Source organism: Thiohalorhabdus sp. (assembly GCF_036628635.1).
Classification (GTDB): Bacteria; Pseudomonadota; Gammaproteobacteria; order Thiohalorhabdales; family Thiohalorhabdaceae; genus Thiohalorhabdus.
The window spans coordinates 58,591-76,332 of the sequence record NZ_JAZKRM010000001.1; the positions used below are offsets into that span (position 1 = coordinate 58,591).

Sequence of the window (17,742 nt, forward strand, 5' to 3'; positions counted from 1 at the left end):
ATTCATCCTGTTTTTCGGAAAGCGCAATGAGGCTCTTAATGCCCGATAAACGCCGTGGCTCACGGGTGAAGCGGTGCACCTTTACCCTCCCTAATAGCGATGAGGCCCTCATCGACCACATCCGGGACCTGGCCAACCGGATGGGGCTGACTACCCCCACCCGCAGCGAGGTCGTGCGGGCGGCCTTGCAAAATCTGGCCTGGGCCAACGAGCGCCGCTTCCGCGGGGCCTTCGATAGCCTGGAACGAATCCAGACCGGCCGGCCACCGGCCAAAACCCCGGAAGAAGGCGGGGAATAGAACCGTCGCCACGAAAGCCTCTGCCCCCGGGGTCGGCCATTGACAGGGTCCGAGCCCTCCAGTACCTTCCCGAAATTCTTTTCCCCGGTAGCTCAGTGGTAGAGCAGTCGACTGTTAATCGACTTGTCGGTGGTTCGAATCCGCCCCGGGGAGCCAGATAGTTCAAGGGGGGGTCTCATGGCCCCCTTTCCGGCCTATGAATTCCCTGCGTTTTGACCTGCTGGACTCCCAAAAGCCCCGGCCTAAAAGGTCGGGGCTTTTTTGCAGCTTGGCAACGGGGCATGGGCGGTCGGGAATATGCCGCTGGCCCTCCCAACCCCCGTTGGCCCCGTCGAAAAATCCAAAAAAGACTGGGCCGGGGCCGGTCACTCCCCAACAGAAGGGAGAGTCAGGCCATGGTCAAGCTACTGGACGCTGTGGCTGTAGGTCGCGGTCTGGTGGGCCTGGACCTCCACGTCTTTGGCACCCTCGAAGGCCAGGTTGTCGTTGGCGTCGCTGACGTCGTTGGCCGCCTCGCAGGTAAAGGCCACGGTATAGGTGCCGGCAGTAAGGAAGCCGGCGGTACTGGTGTGGGTGCCATCACCATCTGCGTCGGCGAGATTGGCGGTGGTAACCGGGTCGGTGTCTTGATCGGTGCCGGTATCCAGGTCGTCGGGGGTCACCTCGACGGCGTCGAAGACGTAGATCGCAGGCGTGTGGCAGGTAGTGATGATGGTTACATCCGTAGCGATGTGGCCAACCTCGGAGTTGTCCACCAGCCGCATGGCGGGTTTGAGGATGTAATGGTTGCCTGATTGCCCCGGTTTTACCAGGGACTTGCGGAGGTCGAAGTCGACGGTGAAGTCGGCGGTGCCGTTGGCGGGCACGGTGAAGCCCCGAACCAGCTTCAGACCGGTATTCTTGGCGCTGGGGATGAACAGGGAGTGCCGGCTGGCAGCGATATCGATGTAGGAATCGGTGGGACTCTGGTTGGCGGTAATGTGCAGGCGGATCCAGTTGTAGTCGCCGGCGGCCACCTCTTCGCTAACAAGCAGACTGGCGCTGTTCTCGCCCTGCTGGGCGAGCAGGTCGATGGATTGGGCCGAATCGAAGGTGAAGGTTCGCGACTCGCCGTCGGCGGGCTTGATCTCCACAGCATCGAAGCGGACGACCACCTTGTCGGCCTCGTCAACCGGGGCGTCGGTAACCCCAAGGCTCAGGGTGCCAGTGGTGGCGCCGTCATTGCCGCCGTCGCTGGAGCCGCACCCAGGAAGGGCCAGAACGCTCCCAAAAAGGGCGGTGGCGGCGGCTGTACGCAGAAAGACGGGAACGGAGAATCCGGACATGGTGGGGCCTATCGGTGCGATCAGGTTTTCCATATCACACGAACGGATCCACCGAAGGGTTCCAGCCAAGGGGGATACGGAAGGCGGGGGTGCCTAGCGGGCTTCCAGATGGGATACCCCGAGGGCAGACCGCCATCCCGGCCAAGGGGAAACGGGGGACAGGATGGCGGATGAGCATCAACTTTGCGGCGAGAGGCGGCGAAGGCTTTCTCGGTGGCTTGTTGGCTGGGCCAATGGTCAATCCTTGCGCCTGGCCACCGGGCGCGTCCTGGGCCTTCAACCAGTGCCTTCCAGGAGGGTAGAACCTTGACACCTGGAAAAGCCCTTATCTATGTAGGGAAAGGAGGTTCGGTTCAGCGCCCCAAAGCGCCCCAAAAGGAGGAAAAGCCATGCCCAGGATGATCGAACGGGCCTTGCTTGGCGCCCTCGCTGCCGGGCTGTTGTTTAGGCCGGCCTTGGCGGTCTGTGACATGCCCTGGGAAGACGAAGAGCCCTGGGAAGAGCATCCCTACGCTTATGGTTATGGGCCCTACGGGCCGGGTTATGGCCCGCCACCGGGTTACTACCACGACGAAGATAATTGGAGCGACTGGATGCCCTGGGGGGATGACGATTCCTACGATGATTATCCGCCGCCCGCCTATTACGGCGCCGCTAGGCCGGGGCGTTACGGTCCCCCCGGTCCGGGTTACGGGCCCCCGCGGGGCTACGGTCCCCCTCGCCGGGGTTACGCGCCGCCCCGTCGGGGTTACGGGCCGCCCGGGTATCCCGCAGGGCCCCCGCGCCGGGGCGGCTATCGCTAGCAAGCACCGCTGTCCGAAAGCCCCTAGCGATACCCCGTTAACGGCTTCGTACCGTCCCTATGGGGTCGATTGCCGAAGCCGTAAAGGCAGGGCGTTTTGCCCTGCCTTTTTTACCCGCCGAGCTGGCCAATTTAGCTCAGCCTGGGCGAAGACCTTTCCAACCGTTGTGGCTTCCGCGTAGGGATGACCCCCTACGGCGTGTCGCCCGCTTCATCACGAAGTAACGGGGGTTGGTAGAGCGCGCAGGTTGTGTATAATCCCTGTTCAGTGGTTGTGTTTGACGTGGTTTTCACGCCCTAGGGCCCAGGAGCCGGGCGAGCCACATAGGTTTTCGCCAAAGCGGTTGAGTCGAGCCGAGGTGGGCGGTCCGCGACAAGCACGTTCGTTGCCTTTTTTGTTTAGGAGTTAGCTGTATGCGTAACGGCACGGTTAAGTGGTTCAACGACGCCAAGGGCTTCGGGTTCATCGCGCCCGAGGACGGCGGCGACGACGTGTTCGTCCACTTCTCGGCTATCCAGCAGGATGGCTTCAAGAGCCTCACCGAGGGCCAAAACGTGACCTTCGAGAGCGAGGCCGGCCCCAAGGGCGAAAAGGCTAGCGAGGTTCATCCCGCGTAAGCCGACCTCTTTCGCCTGATCCAACCCCGCCGATTTCGGCGGGGTTTTTTTACGTCTCCCATTTTACGTCTCCAATCCGCAACAAGGCCCGGACCTTTGCGGGCCCGGGCCTTGTTGCCGTTTCGCCGGTGGCAGCCGGTTCAGGATTCGCTGGTGGAATCCTCGGTCTGGGTTTGCTTGTTGCCCTGGGTGACCGGCTGTGCCTCTTCATCGAAGAAATCGGCGGTGTGGGCGGGCACCTCGATGGCCTCGGTGGAGGGCTTGGGCGGGGTCACTCGTTCCTGGGAGCCGCCCTTGCCGCTGGATGCCTGCTTGCCGCTTTGGCCGCCTCCCGAGCGGCCTCGGCCCCCGGAAGATCCGCCCTTCTTGCCGGAGCCGCCCTTGTTGCCGCCTTCGTCACCGCCCTTGGTCTGGGTCTTCTCCGCCCCTTCGGCTTCCTTCTTGGGGGCGCTGGCGGCCTTCTCAGCTTTCTGCGTCTGCTGCTGATCCGCTTGCTTGCTTTCCTGCTGTTTGGCTTCCTGCTGGGAGGCGGCCTTCTGTCCCTGGCCGTTGCCCTGACCGCCGCGACCCCGGCCGCCCCCGGAGCGGCGCCGGCCGCCGCCGGACTTGGCCTGCCCGCCGCCCTCGTTCTTGGCCTGGGATTTCTCCTCGCCCTGGGACTGGCTTTCGGCCTTTTGCTCCTGCTTGGGCTGCTCTTTCTTCGGCTGCTGGGCCTGCTGGCCGCCGCCTTCCTTCTTTTCGGCCTTTTCAGTCTTCTGTTCCTGCTGGGGCTGTTCCTGACCCTTCTGACCGGCCTCCTGGGACTTGCCCTGGGAGCCGGATTTGCCGCCACCGCCCCGGGAACCGCCGCGGCTGCCGCGGCTGCCCCCGGAGCGGCGCCTGCGGTTGCCGCCCGAGCGGCTGCCGCCGGAAGCGGATTCGCCCTCGGTCCTGCCCTCGGCCTTGGCCTCTTTGGGGGGGGCGGCCTCAGCGGCTTGGGCTTTCTCCTTGGCCGCAGTAGCGGGCTCAGGCGCTGCGCTTTCCTCACTGGCCACTCCGGAAGCCTCGCGGGAGGCATGTTCGCCGAACAGGGCGCTAAGGATCCGCTTCAGAAACGGGGTCTTGGCTTCGCCACCTGCCAAACCAGCGGTCTTCTCTCCGGGGGAGGCGGCGGGCGCGGATTCCGGCTGATCGGGCTTGGGGGCCACCGCGGTGGGGGAGAGGGGCTCCCCAACCTCGGCGACCGGTTCGGGCTCCGGCTCGCTCCGAGGGCTTGCCGATGGCTCGGCGGCCGGGATCTGCTGGTAGCTCGCCGTCCGACCGCCCTGGGCCTCGCTGTCCCGGCTACGACCCCGCTCCAAGGTGTAGTCCGGGGTTAGGAGGTTGGGATCCGGGATGATGGTGAGACGGACCTCATAGCGCTCCTCGAGACTGGCGAGAGCAGGCCGTTTCTCGTTGAGGAGGTAGGAGCCCACCTCCACGGGGACCCGGACGTCGATAAAGGCGGTGTTCTCCTTGAGCGTTTCCTCCTCCAGGACACGCAGGATGTGCAGGGCCGAGGATTCCACGGTGCGGATTCGGCCTTGGCCGGAGCACCGGGGACAGGTGGTGTGCGTTGCCTCGCCCAGGGAGGGGCGCAGTCGTTGCCGCGACATCTCCAGCAGGCCGAAGCGGGAGATCTTGCCTACCTTGATACGAGCCCGGTCGACCTTGACCGCCTCGCGCAGCTTGTCTTCTACCGCCTGGATGTTGCGCTTGCGCTTCATGTCGATGAAGTCGATGACGATCAGGCCGCCCACGTCCCGCAGGCGTAGCTGCCGGGGGATCTCTTCCGCTGCCTCGAGGTTGGTCTGGAGGGCGGTTTCCTCCAGGTCCTGGCCCTTGGTGGCCTTGGCGGAGTTGATGTCGATGGAGACCAATGCCTCGGTGGGATCGATGACCAGTGCGCCGCCTCCCTCCATGGGGACCTCGCGGCTGTAGGCGGTGTCGATCTGGTGCTCGATCTGGAAGCGGGAGAACAGCGGGATGGAGTCCTTGTAATACTTCACCCGGTTGGCGCACTCCGGCATGATCGCCTGCATGAACTGCCGGGCCGTGTCCGCCACGCCCTGGTCGTCCACCAGGATCTCGCCGATATCCTCCTCGAAGTTGTCCCGCAGGGCGCGGATAACGGTGTCGCCCTCCTGGTAAACCAGGAGGGGCGCCCGCTTGTTCTCGGCCTGCTCGGAAATGGAGCGCCACAGCTGCAGGAGGTGGTCGAGGTCGCGCTGGAGCTGATCGGCGTCCTTGCCGATGCCGGCGGTCCGGATGATCACTCCCATGGCATCGGGGACCTCCAGCTCGTTGAGGGCGTCCCGCATCTCCTTGCGGTCATCGCCCTCGATGCGCCGAGAGACCCCGCCGGCACGGGGATTGTTGGGCATGAGCACCAGGTAGCGGCCAGCGAGCGAGGGCAGGGTGGTCAGGGCGGCGCCCTTGGTGCCGCGCTCCTCCTTGTCCACCTGGATGATCAGCTCTTGACCTTCTGAGAGGACGTCCTGGATCCGAACCTTGCGAGGCGAGGTTGTTTTGCCTTGCTCATCCTGGGGATAGTATTCGCGCGCTACCTCCTTGATGGGCAAAAAGCCCTGGCGGTCACCCCCGTACTCGACGAAGGCCGCCTGAAGGCTGGCTTCGATCCGGGTGACACGGCCCTTGTAGATATTGCCTTTTTTCTGCTGGTAGGCGGCGTTTTCGATGTCTAGGTTGAGAAGCTTCTGGCCCTCCACCACCGCTACCCGAAGCTCCTCCGGGTTGGTGGCGTTGATGAGCATGCGTTTCATTTTGAGAGTTCGGCTCCTATGGCCGCACACGGCCAATAGATGGTGGCTGTCGGCAAATGGCCGGCAGCTCGAAAATGGGGTAGCCCGCAGGTGGCGGGCCGCCTTGTTCGGGTTCGCGGGCTCTGAGCGCGGTCGCCGCTGATACCGGTGGCTTGGTCGGAGCCCCCCCGACCCAAGGGAAGCGGCGGAAGGCCGGACGTTAGAGCGAATCGATGCGCCCCTGGGGCGGGCATCGGAACGGGTTCGCTGGATTCCGGGGGATCGGCGGCCTTTCACGCCGATCCGCTTGGATGCGTACGCGCTCCGGGGCTGTAGAACCCCGAAAACCCGCAGGTTTACACTTGCTGGTATGGTAGCCGACCGGCGCAATTACTTCAATTCGTGCCGGCCTTGCCCGATTCGACCCAGCGAGCGGCCAGAAATTCATGTCTCAGAGCCAGTCGAAAGTCGGAAAGGGGGGCGGTGACGGCCCTGAGTGGGTCACCGTGGTTGGCGGCAATGTCGGGCAGCGCATTGATAACTTCTTGATGGGGCAGCTCAAAGGTGTCCCGCGTTCGCGCATCTACCGCATGCTGCGCAGGGGCGAGGTGCGCATTAACGGGTCCCGATGCCGGCCCGGCGACCGGCTGGAGGCGGGCGACCGGGTCCGCATCCCGCCCGTGGCCATGCGGCAAGGAGGCGGGGGCGCCCCGCAGAAGGCCCAGGAACAGGTGCTCGGGGCCTTCCTTTTTGAGGACGAGGCCATGGCGGTTCTGAACAAGCCCGCCGGAATGGCGGTCCACAGCGGCAGCGGCATTTCCTATGGGGTCATAGAGGCCCTGAGAGCGGCCCGGTCGGATGTCGCCTGGGGCCTCGCCCACCGGCTGGACCGGGGAACTTCCGGCTGCCTCGTGGTCGGAAAAGGGAAAGGGCCCACACGTGCTCTGCAGGCGGCTTTCCGGGAAGACCGGGTGACCAAGGCCTATCTGGGGCTTTTGGTGGGCGCCTGGGCCCAAGGTGAGCGTCTGGTGGACGTTCCCCTGCGCCGGGGCCCGGAACGGGAAGGGCAGCGCGCCGTGGTTCCCGATCCGAGAGGCGGCCAGGAGGCCAGCTCCCGGTTCCTGACGCTGCGGATCTTTCGCGGGTATACCCTGGTGCGTGCGGAGCCGAAAACCGGGCGGACCCATCAGATCCGGGTCCATGCCCAGTACCTGGGCCACCCCCTGGCCGGCGACCCCCTATACGGTGACCCCGAGGCCAACGCCGATTTGAAAAAGCTGGGACTGGACCGCATGTTCCTGCACAGCGCCGAGGTGGGGGTCCCCCATCCGAACGGCGGGGGCAAGGTGGAAGTCAGCGCGTCTTTGCCCAGGGAGCTCAAGACCCTTCTGGACCAGCTGTAAAAGCCGCGAGGCCTGCGCGGCCTCCCGATCGATCAGCTTCAACAAAGACAACCCGAGGACCATGGAAAGCTTCTATCCCAGGGCCGGTACCGATCTAAGCGGAACGGAACTGGTTATCTTTGATTGGGATGGCACGCTGGTGGATAGCCGCCACGTGATCGTGGAAACCATGCAAGCGGCCCTTTCTGAGGCGGGGTTCGATCCGCTTCCGGGCGAGGCGTGTCAACAGGTAATTGGCTTGGGCCTGGACGAGGCCATCCGTGCCCTGGTACCAGAGGCCGGCGAGAGCGATCGCGAGCAGTTGCGTGCGGTTTATGGCCGGCGCTTCCAGAGCTTCGGCGCCGCCGATATGCCGTTTTTTCCGGGCGTGAGCGAGGGCCTGGACTACCTCCGGGACGAGGGCCACCACCTGGCGGTAGCTACCGGCAAGTCCCGGCGCGGCCTGGATCGGCTGATTGCCGAGCGGGGCATGCACGGGGCCTTCCACGCCACCCGGTGTGCCGACGAAACCGCCTCCAAGCCCGATCCCCGCATGCTCCGTGAGCTTCTTGCCGACTTTGGCCTTTCGCCGCAGCAGGCCGTTTTTGTCGGCGACACCGGCTTTGACATGGAAATGGCGCGCCGTTTGGACATGCCACGGATCGCGGTCACCTACGGGGTTCACGGCGATAACCGGCTGGCAACGGGAGAGCCCACGGCGTGGGCCGGGGATTTTTGGGAAGTAATGGACCATCTGGGGGTTACGGCCTTGGAAGGGTCCTCAGTAAAAGGGTATACTTAAAAGCTTATGCGTGAGTTGCGTGAATCGGTCATCCGGTTGGACCAGGTCCCCGAAGAGGGTCTGTCCCTGAAAGGGGCCATTGCTCCAGCCAGGCTGGCACGGCTGGGGGAGGTGAGCGGGGTTGAGTGGCCCGTGGAGGTGGACCTCCACCTGGTCCGGGAGAGCGATGTCTACCTCCTCACCGGCCGGGTGACCGGGGGGGTCGCCCTGGAATGCGAATACTGTCGGGCCGAGTTCGAGCGGGCCCATCCCCAGGAGCTGTTCCTGTCCATCGATCCCAACCCGGAGCGGGCGGTCTACCGGGACCCCTCCCAGAAGGGGGAGGTGTGGGTCATGGACCACGCCGACGAGCAGGTAGAAGCCCCCGAGGGCTGGTTTGACCTGATTACCGCGCTGGAGGATGAATGGCTGCTCGCTCTGCCACACAGTCCCATGTGCTCAGAGGCGTGCAAGGGGCTGTGTCCCATTTGCGGAACCGACCGCAACGAGGCAGAATGCGGCTGCGTTCAGCCCCGCCGTGAGAATCCCTTCGATATCCTGGCGCAGCTGAAAACGAACGAATAAGTAGCCGCCGGCCACGGCCGGCGGTTCCAAGTCAACGGTTTTCCCGGGAGCTTATAAATGGCCGTACCCAAGAAGAAGACCTCCAAATCCCGCCGCGATAAGCGCCGCGCCCATCACGGCGTCACTCCCACCAATCTAGGCATCTGCCCCGAATGCGGGGAGCGCAAGCGCCCCCATCACGTTTGCGCCAGTTGCGGCACTTACCGGGAACGCCAGGTGATTGCGGTCGCCGAGGAAGATTGAGCCGTTTACCGCTGCAGCCCAGCGGTACGGGCACCCTTCCCGACAGACCGGCATCCCGGGGGATCGAATGCGCATAGCGCTGGATGCCATGGGCGGCGACCATGGCCCCTCCGTAGTGGTTCCTGCCGCCGCCGCCGTTGTTGAGCGCCAGCCCGATCTGGAGCTGGATCTGGTGGGGTTGGAAGAGGCCATCAATCCGGCGCTGGCCCAACATGGCCTGGAAAACCATCCCCGCATCGCAGTTCGGGCGGCCAGCCAGGTGGTAGCCGCCGACGACGACGTTGCCCAGGCCATGCGCAACAAACGCGACTCCTCCCTGCATGTGGCCAACAAGCTGGCCAAGAGCGGCGATGTGGAGGGCGTGGTAAGCGCCGGGAACACCGGTGCCCTGATGGCCGTATCGCGGTTTATCCTCAAGACCTTACCGGGCATCGATCGGCCCGCCATCGCCACCTTTCTGCCCACGCGGGATAGCCGGGTGCTAATGCTGGACCTGGGGGCCAATGTGGACTGCAATTCGGACCACCTGTTCCAGTTCGCCGTCATGGGGGAGGTGGCCACCCGCGCCGTCTACGGCGTCGAAAAGCCCTCCATCGGGCTCCTCAACATCGGCGAGGAGAACATCAAGGGCAACGATGTGGTTAAGGTGGCCGGCCAGCTCCTGCGCGACAGCCAGCTAAACTACTTTGGCAATGTCGAGGGCCGGGACATCTTTACCGGCAAATGCGACGTTATCGTCGCTGACGGCTTTGTGGGCAATGTGGCCCTCAAGACCTCCGAAGGAACCGCCGAGCTTATCGCCCATTTCCTGCGGCAGGCGTTCTCGGCCTCCTGGATGGCAAAGACCGCGGCATTTCTGGCCTCACGGGTCCTCAAGGACTTCAAGCGGCGGGTGGATCATCGCGAATACAACGGGGCCATGTTGCTGGGCCTCAACGGAATTGTGGTCAAAAGCCACGGCAGCGCCGACGCCCACGCCTTCTCCAAGGCCATCGAAGTGGCGGCCTCCGAAGCGCGCAACAACGTCAACCACCGCATCACCCACGAGCTCCAGGACCTGCTCGAGGTGGCGGAGTAGAACGGGGAAGGAACGGGTATGGCGCGCGGGAAGATTACGGGGACCGGTAGCTGCCTGCCCGAGCGGGTATTGACCAATCAGGATCTCGAAGCGCTGGTGGATACCAGCGACGAGTGGATCACGGCCCGCACGGGGATCAAGGAGCGCCGCATCGCCGCCGATGACCAGGCCACCGTGGACCTGGCCGAACCTGCCGCCCGCCGCGCCCTGGATGCCGCCGGCCGCAAGGCATCCGAGATCGACCTCATCATTGTCGCCACCACAACCCCCGACCGCGTCTTTCCTTCCACCGCCTGCCTTCTTCAGGGTCGGCTGGGTGTGGCCGGGCCGCCGGCCTTTGACGTCCAGGCCGTCTGCACCGGCTTCGTGTACGCCCTGGCAACCGCGGACAGCATGCTGCGCACCGGCGCCGCCCGCTGCGCTTTGGTGGTGGGGGCGGAGACCCTGTCGCGCATCGTCAACTGGGAAGACCGCACCACCTGCGTGCTGTTCGGCGACGGCGCCGGGGCGGTGGTTCTGGAGGCCGACCTAACGGATCAGCAAGGCATCCTGTCCACCCACCTCCACGCCGATGGCAGCCAGGAATCCCTGTTAACCGTGCCCAAGGGTGTGGCCACCGGCTGGGACGCCGAGGACCCGGAAAGCACCATCCATATGAAGGGCAACGAGGTGTTCCGGGTGGCGGTGAACACGCTGGGGCAGGTGGTGGAGGAGACCCTGGCCGCCAACGGCCTGGACCACGGCGAGGTGGACTGGCTGGTGCCCCACCAGGCCAACACCCGCATCATCCAGGCCACCGCCAAGAAGCTGGGGGTCTCCATGGACCGGGTGGTGGTCACGGTGGACCGCCACGGCAACACCTCCGCCGCCTCCGTGCCCCTGGCCCTGGACGAGGGCGTGCGCCGGGGCAGCATCCGCCCCGGCGACCTGGTACTGCTGGAGGCCTTCGGCGGCGGCTTCACCTGGGGCTCGGCCCTGCTTCGCTGGTAATTCCTTCTACCCAAGGGGCGCCGCAAAGGCCATGAGTGAATTCGCGATTGTCTTCCCCGGCCAGGGCTCCCAGGCCGTGGGCATGCTCGACGCCTACCCGGATACCGAGGGGGCGGTGACCGCCACGGTGGAGGCCGCCTCGGAGGCCCTCGGCCGCGATCTGGGCGAGCTGATCCGCAACGGCCCGGAAGAGGAGCTCAACCGTACCGAAAACACCCAGCCCGCCTTGCTTACGGCCGGTGTCGCGGCCTATGGCCTGTGGCAGGCCCGGGGTGGGCCTAATCCCGCCTCTATGGCGGGACATAGCGTGGGCGAATACACCGCCCTGGTTGCCGCCGGCAGCCTCGAATTCCGGGAAGGCGTCCGGCTGGTGGCGGACCGGGCCCGCTTCATGCAGGAAGCCGTGCCGGCCGGTCAGGGCAAGATGGCCGCCATCCTCGGCCTCGAGGATGCCACCGTGCAGCAACTTTGCGCCAACCAGCACAGCGGCGGCGTGGTTCGGGCGGTCAACTTCAATGCCCCGGGCCAAGTGGTGGTCGCCGGCGATGTCGAGGCGGTGGAGGGTGTCCTCCGGGGAGCCCAGGCCTCCGGGGCCAAGCGCACCGTGGACCTGCCAGTATCTATACCTTCCCATTCGCCGCTCATGCAGCCAGCAGCCGACCGGTTGGCTGAGCGCCTGGGCGAGGTTAGCCTCCACACACCGGCCATACCGGTGATCAACAATGTGGACGTGGCGGCTCCCGATGCCCCGGAGAGCATCGCCGATGCCCTGGTCCGCCAGCTGGCCAATCCCGTCCAGTGGACCCAGACCATCGACCGCATGCGCAACAGCGGCGTCAAGCAGGTGGTGGAGATGGGCCCCGGCAAGGTCCTGTGCGGTCTCAACAAACGGATCGACCGCCGCATGCCCTGCCTGTCGGTGGGGGATGCCAAGAGTCTCGACGATGCGCTTGGAGCCGTCCAATGAACGGGGGGGAAAGCATGCTCGACGGTCAGGTCGCCATCGTCACCGGCGCCAGCCGCGGCATCGGCCGGGCCATTGCCGAGCGCCTGGGGACCCTGGGTGCCACCATCGCCGCCACCGCCACCAGCGAGGAAGGGGCCGAGCGCACCCGGTCGGAGCTGGCCGAGGGAGGCTGCACCGCCCGCGGCTTCGTCCTCGACGTCTCCGATCCCGGTGCCATCGACCCCTTTCTCCAATCGGTCCAGGACGAGCTGGGCAACCCGAGCATCCTCGTCAACAATGCCGGGATCACCCGCGATGGCCTGCTCATGCGGATGCAGGACGAAGACTGGGATGCGGTGATCGATACCAACCTGTCCTCGGTCTTTCGGCTGACCCGTGCCGTGGCCCGGCCCATGATGAAAGCCCGCGGTGGCCGGATCATCAATGTCGCCTCGGTGGTGGCGGCCATGGGCAACGCCGGCCAGGCCAATTACGCCGCCGCTAAGGCGGGCATCCTGGGCTTGACCAAGTCAACGGCCCGCGAGCTCGGGCCCCGTGGAATCACGGTCAACGCAGTGGCCCCGGGATTCATCGAGACGGACATGACTCGGGAGCTTCCCGAGGAGCAGCGCCGAGCCCTGCTGGATCAGGTACCCCTCGGCCGGCTGGGCGAGCCCGGGGAAATTGCCGAGACCGTTGCCTTCCTCGCTGGCCCCGGCGGCGGTTACATCACCGGATCCACCCTGCACGTCAACGGCGGCCTGTACATGACCTGAATACCGGCGTTGGGCCTGTGGTGACGCCTATGGGCGACAGGTTCGCTGCCTTGATTGAGCCGGTCCGGTAAATGTGGTAACTAGTCCGGGCTTTGCGACACCCTTGAAGGAGGAAAAGTAAGCAATGAGCGACATCGACGCTCGCGTGAAGAAGATCGTATCCGAACAACTGGGCCTGGGTGAGGAGGAGATCGCCACCGAGGCCTCTTTCGTGGACGATTTGGGGGCCGACTCGCTGGATACTGTCGAGCTGGTGATGGCGCTCGAGGAAGAGTTCGGATGCGAGATTCCCGACGAGGAGGCGGAGAAGATCACCACCGTCCAGGAAGCCATCAACTACATCAATAATAACCAGGAAGGCTAATCGGCAAGCGGTTCGCCCCCGTCGGGCTGTGGTTGCCCCGTCTGGGCCGGGCATGCAGCCAAGGTTGGCGCGTCTTGCATGGCCCGACCTGGGTCGAGGCTTCGCAGGGGCATTCGCGAGGGCTCGGCCCGACGGGCGGCAAAGGGGCGAGGGCACGGTTGCCTGCCTCTTCCCGAACGGGTTTCGCCGGGAGGTGCTTCCGGCCCTTTGGCGGTACCACGTCGTAGCGCGGGTGCCGCTACTTATTCAGGCATAGGGGCGAGTTTTGAAACGTCGCGTGGTCATAACCGGTGTGGGGATGGTCACCCCCGTGGGTAACAACACGGCCGATAGCTGGGAGGCCATCGCTTCGGGCAAGAACGGGATCGATACCATCACCCGCTTCGATGCCTCCGATTTCCCCTCCCGGATCGCCGGCGAGGTCCGTGGATTCGACCCCGTCGATTACATCGCCAAGAAGGATGTCCGCAAGATGGACACCTTCATCCATTACGGCATCGGTGCCGCTGCCATGGCCCTGGACGATTCGGGCCTGGCCATCACCGATGACAACGCCGAACGGGTGGGCGTGGCCATCGGCTCCGGCATCGGCGGTCTGCCCTTTATCGAAAAGGCCCACGAGGGCTATCTCAACGGCGGCCCGCGCAAGATCTCGCCCTTCTTCATTCCGGCCTCGATCATCAACATGGTCTCGGGCCATGTCTCCATCATGTACGGCGCCAAGGGGCCCAATGTGGCCACCGTGACCGCCTGCGCCACCGGCACGCACGCCATCGGTGACGCCGCCCGCCTGATCCAGTACGGCGATGCCGACGCCATGGTGGCCGGGGGTACCGAGGCCTGCGTTTCACCGCTGGCCATGGGCGGGTTCGCCGCCTCCAAGGCGCTATCCACTCGGAACAAGGAGCCCGAGCGGGCCAGCCGACCCTTCGACCGGGAGCGCGAAGGCTTCGTCCTGGGGGAAGGCGCCGGCGTCATGGTCCTGGAAGAGCGCGAGGCGGCCATTGCCCGGGGGGCCCGCATCTACGCCGAGGTTGGTGGCTACGGCATGAGCGCCGACGCCTACCACATGACCGCCCCGAGCGAGGACGGCGAAGGCGCCGCCCGCTGCATGCGCCACGCCATCGCCGACGCCGAGCTGGACCCCGGCGACATCGGCTACGTTAATGCCCACGGAACGTCCACCCCGCATGGTGACAAGGTGGAGACCCAGGCCATCAAGAGCGTATTCGGCGACCACGCCAACCGACTTGCCGTAAGCTCCACCAAGTCCATGGTGGGGCACATGCTGGGGGCCGCTGGCGGGGTGGAAGGCATCGTGACCGCCTTGGCCCTGCACCACGGCCTGATCCCGCCCACAATCAACCTCGACCACTCCGATCCCGATTGCGATCTGGATTATGTTCCAGAGGAAGCCCGCAGCATGCAGGCTGACGCGGCGCTGAACAACTCCTTCGGGTTCGGCGGTACCAACGCCACGCTGGTGCTCAAACGGGTGTGACTCCGGGAGTTCATTGGCGTCATCTGGACACCTTCCCCGATCCGCTTAGGCTCCACGGGGAAGCTCCCCATTCTTTTCCCTTCCTCCTGGAGAGCGCGCTCCCGCGGGAAGGGCCTCGCCCCGGCACGGCCCGCTACGACCTCCTGCTCGGGGACCCTGTTCGGACCTTGACCGGCCATGCCGACGGCCGCCTGGATCTGGATGGCCGGGCCGTGGCCGGAGACTTCCTCGAGGTTCTGGGCGAGCTCCGGGCTCAATGCGAGAGGGGGCCTCCCAAAGGCTTCCCGGGCCCTTTCTGGGGCGGTTTCTTCGTTTATCTGGGCTACGAGCTGGCCGGGCACCTAGAGCCTGTGCCCGGGCCCAAGGGCGAGCCGGTGGGCCCTGTGGCGGTGGCGGTGGAGGTAGTGTCCGGGGTGATCCGGGATCACCACACCCGGACGGCCATGGCCTTCAGCGGCGCCGATGAGGCCCCCGCCCGCTGCGAGGCGGTGGCCCACTGGGCCGAGGCCGCTTCCGAGAAGCCGTTTCAGGCTCACCCCCTACAGCTCCCCCGACCCCGGGAGGCTGCCCCCGAGGCCTACCTGGAAGGGGTGCGCCGGGCGCGCGAGTACATCCACGCCGGTGATGTCTTCCAGGTTAACCTGGCCCGCGCCTGGGCCGTTCAGGCCCAAGAGCCGCCCGATCCGGCCAGTGTGTACGATCGCCTGCGTCGAGCCAATCCCGCGCCCTTCGCCGGAATCGCCCGGCTTCCCGATGGAACCGCTATCGTCTCCAGCTCCCCCGAGCGCCTGGTGCGGGTGCGGGGGGACACGGCCGAGACCCGGCCTATTGCGGGGACCCGACCCCGGTCCCGCTCCGAGGCCGAAGACCGTCGTCTGTCCCTGGAGCTAAAGGGCAATCCCAAGGAGCGTGCTGAGCACGTCATGCTTATCGACCTCGAGCGCAATGACCTGGGCCGGGTCTGTGTCCCCGGTAGCGTCGAGGTGGACGAGCTCATGGCCCTGGAGACATACGCCCACGTCCACCACATCACCTCCAATGTCGGGGGCCGTTTGGCGCCTGGTCGGGGGTCGGAGGAGGCGCTTCGGGCGCTGTTTCCCGGAGGCACCATAACCGGGTGCCCCAAGGTCCGCTGCATGCAGATCATCCATGAGCTCGAGCCCCGGCCGCGGGGCCCCTACACCGGCTCCATGGGCTATCTGTGCTACGATGGCAGCTTGGATGTGAATATCCTCATCCGTACCCTGGTACAGACGGGATCCCATTTGGAGTTTCTTACCGGCGCCGGGATCGTCGCCGATTCCGTACCCGAGCGCGAGCTGGAGGAAACCCGGGCCAAGGCCCGGGGCCTCCTGAGCGCCCTAGGGGACGACTGAGCCCGCACAGCCTTATGCCCATCCCCGCGGTTACCATCGATGGCCAGCGCAAGGACCCGGAAGCCGCTTCCGTTTCGGTTTTCGACCGCGGCTTCCAGTACGGCGATGGAGTCTTCGAGACCCTGGCGGTGGTCGGTGGCCGGGTGCGCGAGCTCGAGGCCCACATGGACCGCCTGGGGGAGGGTGCCGAGCTGCTTGGGATTCCGGCTCCCGATGCCGGGGACCTAGCCGCCGACATTGACGATCTGGCCGGAGAGCTGGGGACCGACACCAACGCCGTTATCAAGGTCCTTTACAGCCGCGGTCGCGGCGGCCGCGGCCTGGCACCGCCGGAGCGGCCCAAGCCCACCCGGGTAATCATGCGCCTTGCCTGGCCAGACCACCCGCCGGGGTGGTGGCGTCATGGGATCCGGACTATCACCTGCACCACCCACCAGGTCAGCGGAGGCGCCCTGGACGGCCGGATCAAGAGCATGAACCAGATCAACCACATCGTGGCCCGCATGGAGTGGCAGGACCCCGGCGTTGCCGAGGGCCTGCTCTGCGATCAGCGGGGCTATGTGGTGGAGGGGACGGTGACCAACGTCTTCGCCGTCTTTGACGGCCGGGTGGTAACCCCGGATCTCACCGGGTCGGGCCTGCCGGGTATCACCCGCCGGCGGGTTTTGGAGATCGCCGATGAACCTAACGGTAGGTCGCAGCTGGCGGCGCTGAGCCCGGCGGATCTTGGGGAGGCCGACGAGCTGTTTCTGACCAATTCTCTGGTGGGGATCTGGCCGGTGGCAAGCTTCGATGATCGCCCCTTTAGCGCCCCCGGCCCGGTAACCCACAAGCTTCAGCAGGCCCTGGAAGCCATCTATGCCTAACCCCCTCCGGGAGTGGAAGCGTTGGCTGTTTCTGGCGCTGGTGCTGGGCTTGGTAGCCCTCGGCTTGGCCGGCCGGCATGTTTATCAGGTCGCCACCAGCCCCATGGCCCTGGCGGAGAAAGGGATCCTGGAAGTTCCCGAAGGGGCGGGCTACAACCGGGTGATCCAGCGTCTGGCCGATAAGGGTTGGGTGAATCCCGGCGACATCCTGGCGCTCAAGGTTCTAGGCCGGGTTCTGGGGGTAACTGCCCAAATTCACGCCGGCGAATACCGCCTCAGCCCGCAGACCAAGCCGCTGGGCTTGCTTAACCAGCTGGTGAGCGGCGATGTCATCATGCATTCCCTTACGCTGCCCGAGGGTCGCACCGTGAGGGATTTCCTAACCCGCCTTCGGGAAAGCGAAAGCCTAGCCACCCAGGACCTTCCCGATGGTCCCGAGGATCAGGAGCTTGTGGCCCTTCTGGGGCTGGCCGAGCGGGGTCACGATAGCGCCGAGGGGTGGTTTTTCCCGGAGACCTACCGCTTCTCCAGGGGCCGCCGGGCCAAGTCCATTCTGACCCAGGCCCATGAGCGCATGCGCAGTGTCCTCGAGAAGGAATGGGGCAACCGAGCCGAGGACCTGCCCCTGGACGATGCCTACCAGGCGCTGATCCTGGCTTCCATTGTGGAAAAGGAAACCGCTGCCCCGTCGGAACGGGCACTGATCGCCGGGGTTTTCGTGAACCGCCTGCGTCAGGGCATGCGCCTGCAGACCGATCCCACGGTGATCTACGGCCTGGGCAATGCCTTCGACGGCAACCTTCAGCACCAGGACCTGCGCCGCCCGACCCCCTACAATACCTATACCCAGACCGGTCTGCCGCCCACGCCCATCGCCAACCCCGGCCGGGCGGCCATCCGGGCGGCCTGCCAACCGGCCGACACCGACTACCGGTATTTCGTCTCCAGTGGCGACGGTAGCCACGTCTTCTCCGAGACCCTGGCCGAGCATAACCGGGCGGTTCAACGCTTTCAGCTAGGAGGGCAATGA

Annotated in this window: 17 protein-coding genes and 1 tRNA gene; 16 read left to right on the forward strand and 2 right to left on the reverse strand. The window is 65.5% G+C overall.

All coding sequences use genetic code 11. The annotated features are described in order from the left end of the window. Positions 1-38 precede the first annotated feature (38 nt). Positions 39-299 (forward strand): hypothetical protein, encoded by a 261-nt coding sequence (locus tag V5A19_RS00250; RefSeq protein ID WP_332318689.1) that lies wholly within the window; start codon positions 39-41, stop codon positions 297-299. 81 nt (positions 300-380) lie between these two features. Beyond that, positions 381-455, forward strand: a tRNA-Asn gene (locus V5A19_RS00255). Positions 456-703: 248 nt separating this feature from the next. Here V5A19_RS00255 and V5A19_RS00260 read toward each other — a convergent pair. After that, positions 704-1,657 (reverse strand): DUF4382 domain-containing protein, encoded by a 954-nt coding sequence (locus tag V5A19_RS00260; protein WP_332318690.1) that lies wholly within the window; start codon positions 1,655-1,657, stop codon positions 704-706. Positions 1,658-2,840: 1,183 nt separating this feature from the next. On the opposite strand from V5A19_RS00260, the gene V5A19_RS00265 reads away from it, so the two are divergent. After that, complete coding sequence (locus tag V5A19_RS00265) at positions 2,841-3,044, forward strand: cold-shock protein (protein ID WP_332318691.1); 204 nt, start codon at positions 2,841-2,843, stop codon at positions 3,042-3,044. Positions 3,045-3,184: 140 nt separating this feature from the next. Here V5A19_RS00265 and V5A19_RS00270 read toward each other — a convergent pair whose 3' ends face one another. After that, positions 3,185-5,845 carry an Rne/Rng family ribonuclease gene (locus tag V5A19_RS00270; RefSeq protein ID WP_332327665.1) on the reverse strand — a complete coding sequence of 887 codons (2,661 nt, stop codon included), beginning with the start codon at positions 5,843-5,845 and terminating at the stop codon, positions 3,185-3,187. A gap of 425 nt (positions 5,846-6,270) precedes the next feature. On the opposite strand from V5A19_RS00270, the gene V5A19_RS00275 reads away from it, so the two are divergent. From V5A19_RS00275 to mltG, 13 genes are all read left to right on the forward strand, one after another. Next, positions 6,271-7,227, forward strand: a complete 957-nt coding sequence (locus V5A19_RS00275; protein WP_332318693.1) for an RluA family pseudouridine synthase — start codon at positions 6,271-6,273, stop codon at positions 7,225-7,227. Positions 7,228-7,288: 61 nt separating this feature from the next. Beyond that, the gene (locus V5A19_RS00280) at positions 7,289-8,008 is read left to right on the forward strand and encodes an HAD family hydrolase (protein WP_332318694.1); all 720 of its coding nucleotides are present in this window, start codon (positions 7,289-7,291) and stop codon (positions 8,006-8,008) included. 6 nt (positions 8,009-8,014) lie between these two features. Then, entirely contained in the window at positions 8,015-8,572 is a 558-nt protein-coding gene (locus tag V5A19_RS00285; RefSeq protein ID WP_332318695.1) for a YceD family protein, read from the forward strand. 57 nt (positions 8,573-8,629) lie between these two features. Continuing rightward, complete coding sequence (gene rpmF, locus V5A19_RS00290) at positions 8,630-8,815, forward strand: 50S ribosomal protein L32 (protein WP_332318696.1); 186 nt, start codon at positions 8,630-8,632, stop codon at positions 8,813-8,815. A gap of 67 nt (positions 8,816-8,882) precedes the next feature. Beyond that, positions 8,883-9,893 carry a phosphate acyltransferase PlsX gene (gene plsX / locus V5A19_RS00295; protein WP_332318697.1) on the forward strand — a complete coding sequence of 337 codons (1,011 nt, stop codon included), beginning with the start codon at positions 8,883-8,885 and terminating at the stop codon, positions 9,891-9,893. Positions 9,894-9,911: 18 nt separating this feature from the next. Then, entirely contained in the window at positions 9,912-10,883 is a 972-nt protein-coding gene (locus V5A19_RS00300) for a beta-ketoacyl-ACP synthase III (RefSeq protein ID WP_332318698.1), read from the forward strand. Positions 10,884-10,914: 31 nt separating this feature from the next. Continuing rightward, complete coding sequence (gene fabD / locus V5A19_RS00305) at positions 10,915-11,850, forward strand: ACP S-malonyltransferase (protein ID WP_332318699.1); 936 nt, start codon at positions 10,915-10,917, stop codon at positions 11,848-11,850. Positions 11,851-11,864: 14 nt separating this feature from the next. Next, positions 11,865-12,605, forward strand: a complete 741-nt coding sequence (fabG, locus tag V5A19_RS00310; RefSeq protein WP_332318700.1) for a 3-oxoacyl-ACP reductase FabG — start codon at positions 11,865-11,867, stop codon at positions 12,603-12,605. Between the two features lie 124 nt (positions 12,606-12,729). Continuing rightward, a complete protein-coding gene (gene acpP, locus V5A19_RS00315; RefSeq protein WP_332318701.1) occupies positions 12,730-12,969 on the forward strand; it encodes an acyl carrier protein in 240 nt (79 codons plus the stop codon). Between the two features lie 265 nt (positions 12,970-13,234). Then, on the forward strand, positions 13,235-14,470 hold the full coding sequence (gene fabF, locus V5A19_RS00320; RefSeq protein WP_332318702.1) for a beta-ketoacyl-ACP synthase II: 1,236 nt from the start codon (positions 13,235-13,237) through the stop codon (positions 14,468-14,470). Further along, positions 14,467-15,846: an aminodeoxychorismate synthase component I gene (locus V5A19_RS00325; protein ID WP_332318703.1), complete on the forward strand. Its 1,380-nt coding sequence runs from the start codon at positions 14,467-14,469 to the stop codon at positions 15,844-15,846. The genes fabF and V5A19_RS00325 overlap by 4 nt, the downstream gene beginning before the upstream one ends. A 14-nt stretch (positions 15,847-15,860) precedes the next feature. Next, a complete protein-coding gene (gene pabC / locus V5A19_RS00330; protein WP_332318704.1) occupies positions 15,861-16,712 on the forward strand; it encodes an aminodeoxychorismate lyase in 852 nt (283 codons plus the stop codon). Beyond that, positions 16,705-17,742: an endolytic transglycosylase MltG gene (gene mltG / locus V5A19_RS00335; RefSeq protein WP_332318705.1), complete on the forward strand. Its 1,038-nt coding sequence runs from the start codon at positions 16,705-16,707 to the stop codon at positions 17,740-17,742. Before pabC ends, mltG begins: the two co-directional genes overlap by 8 nt.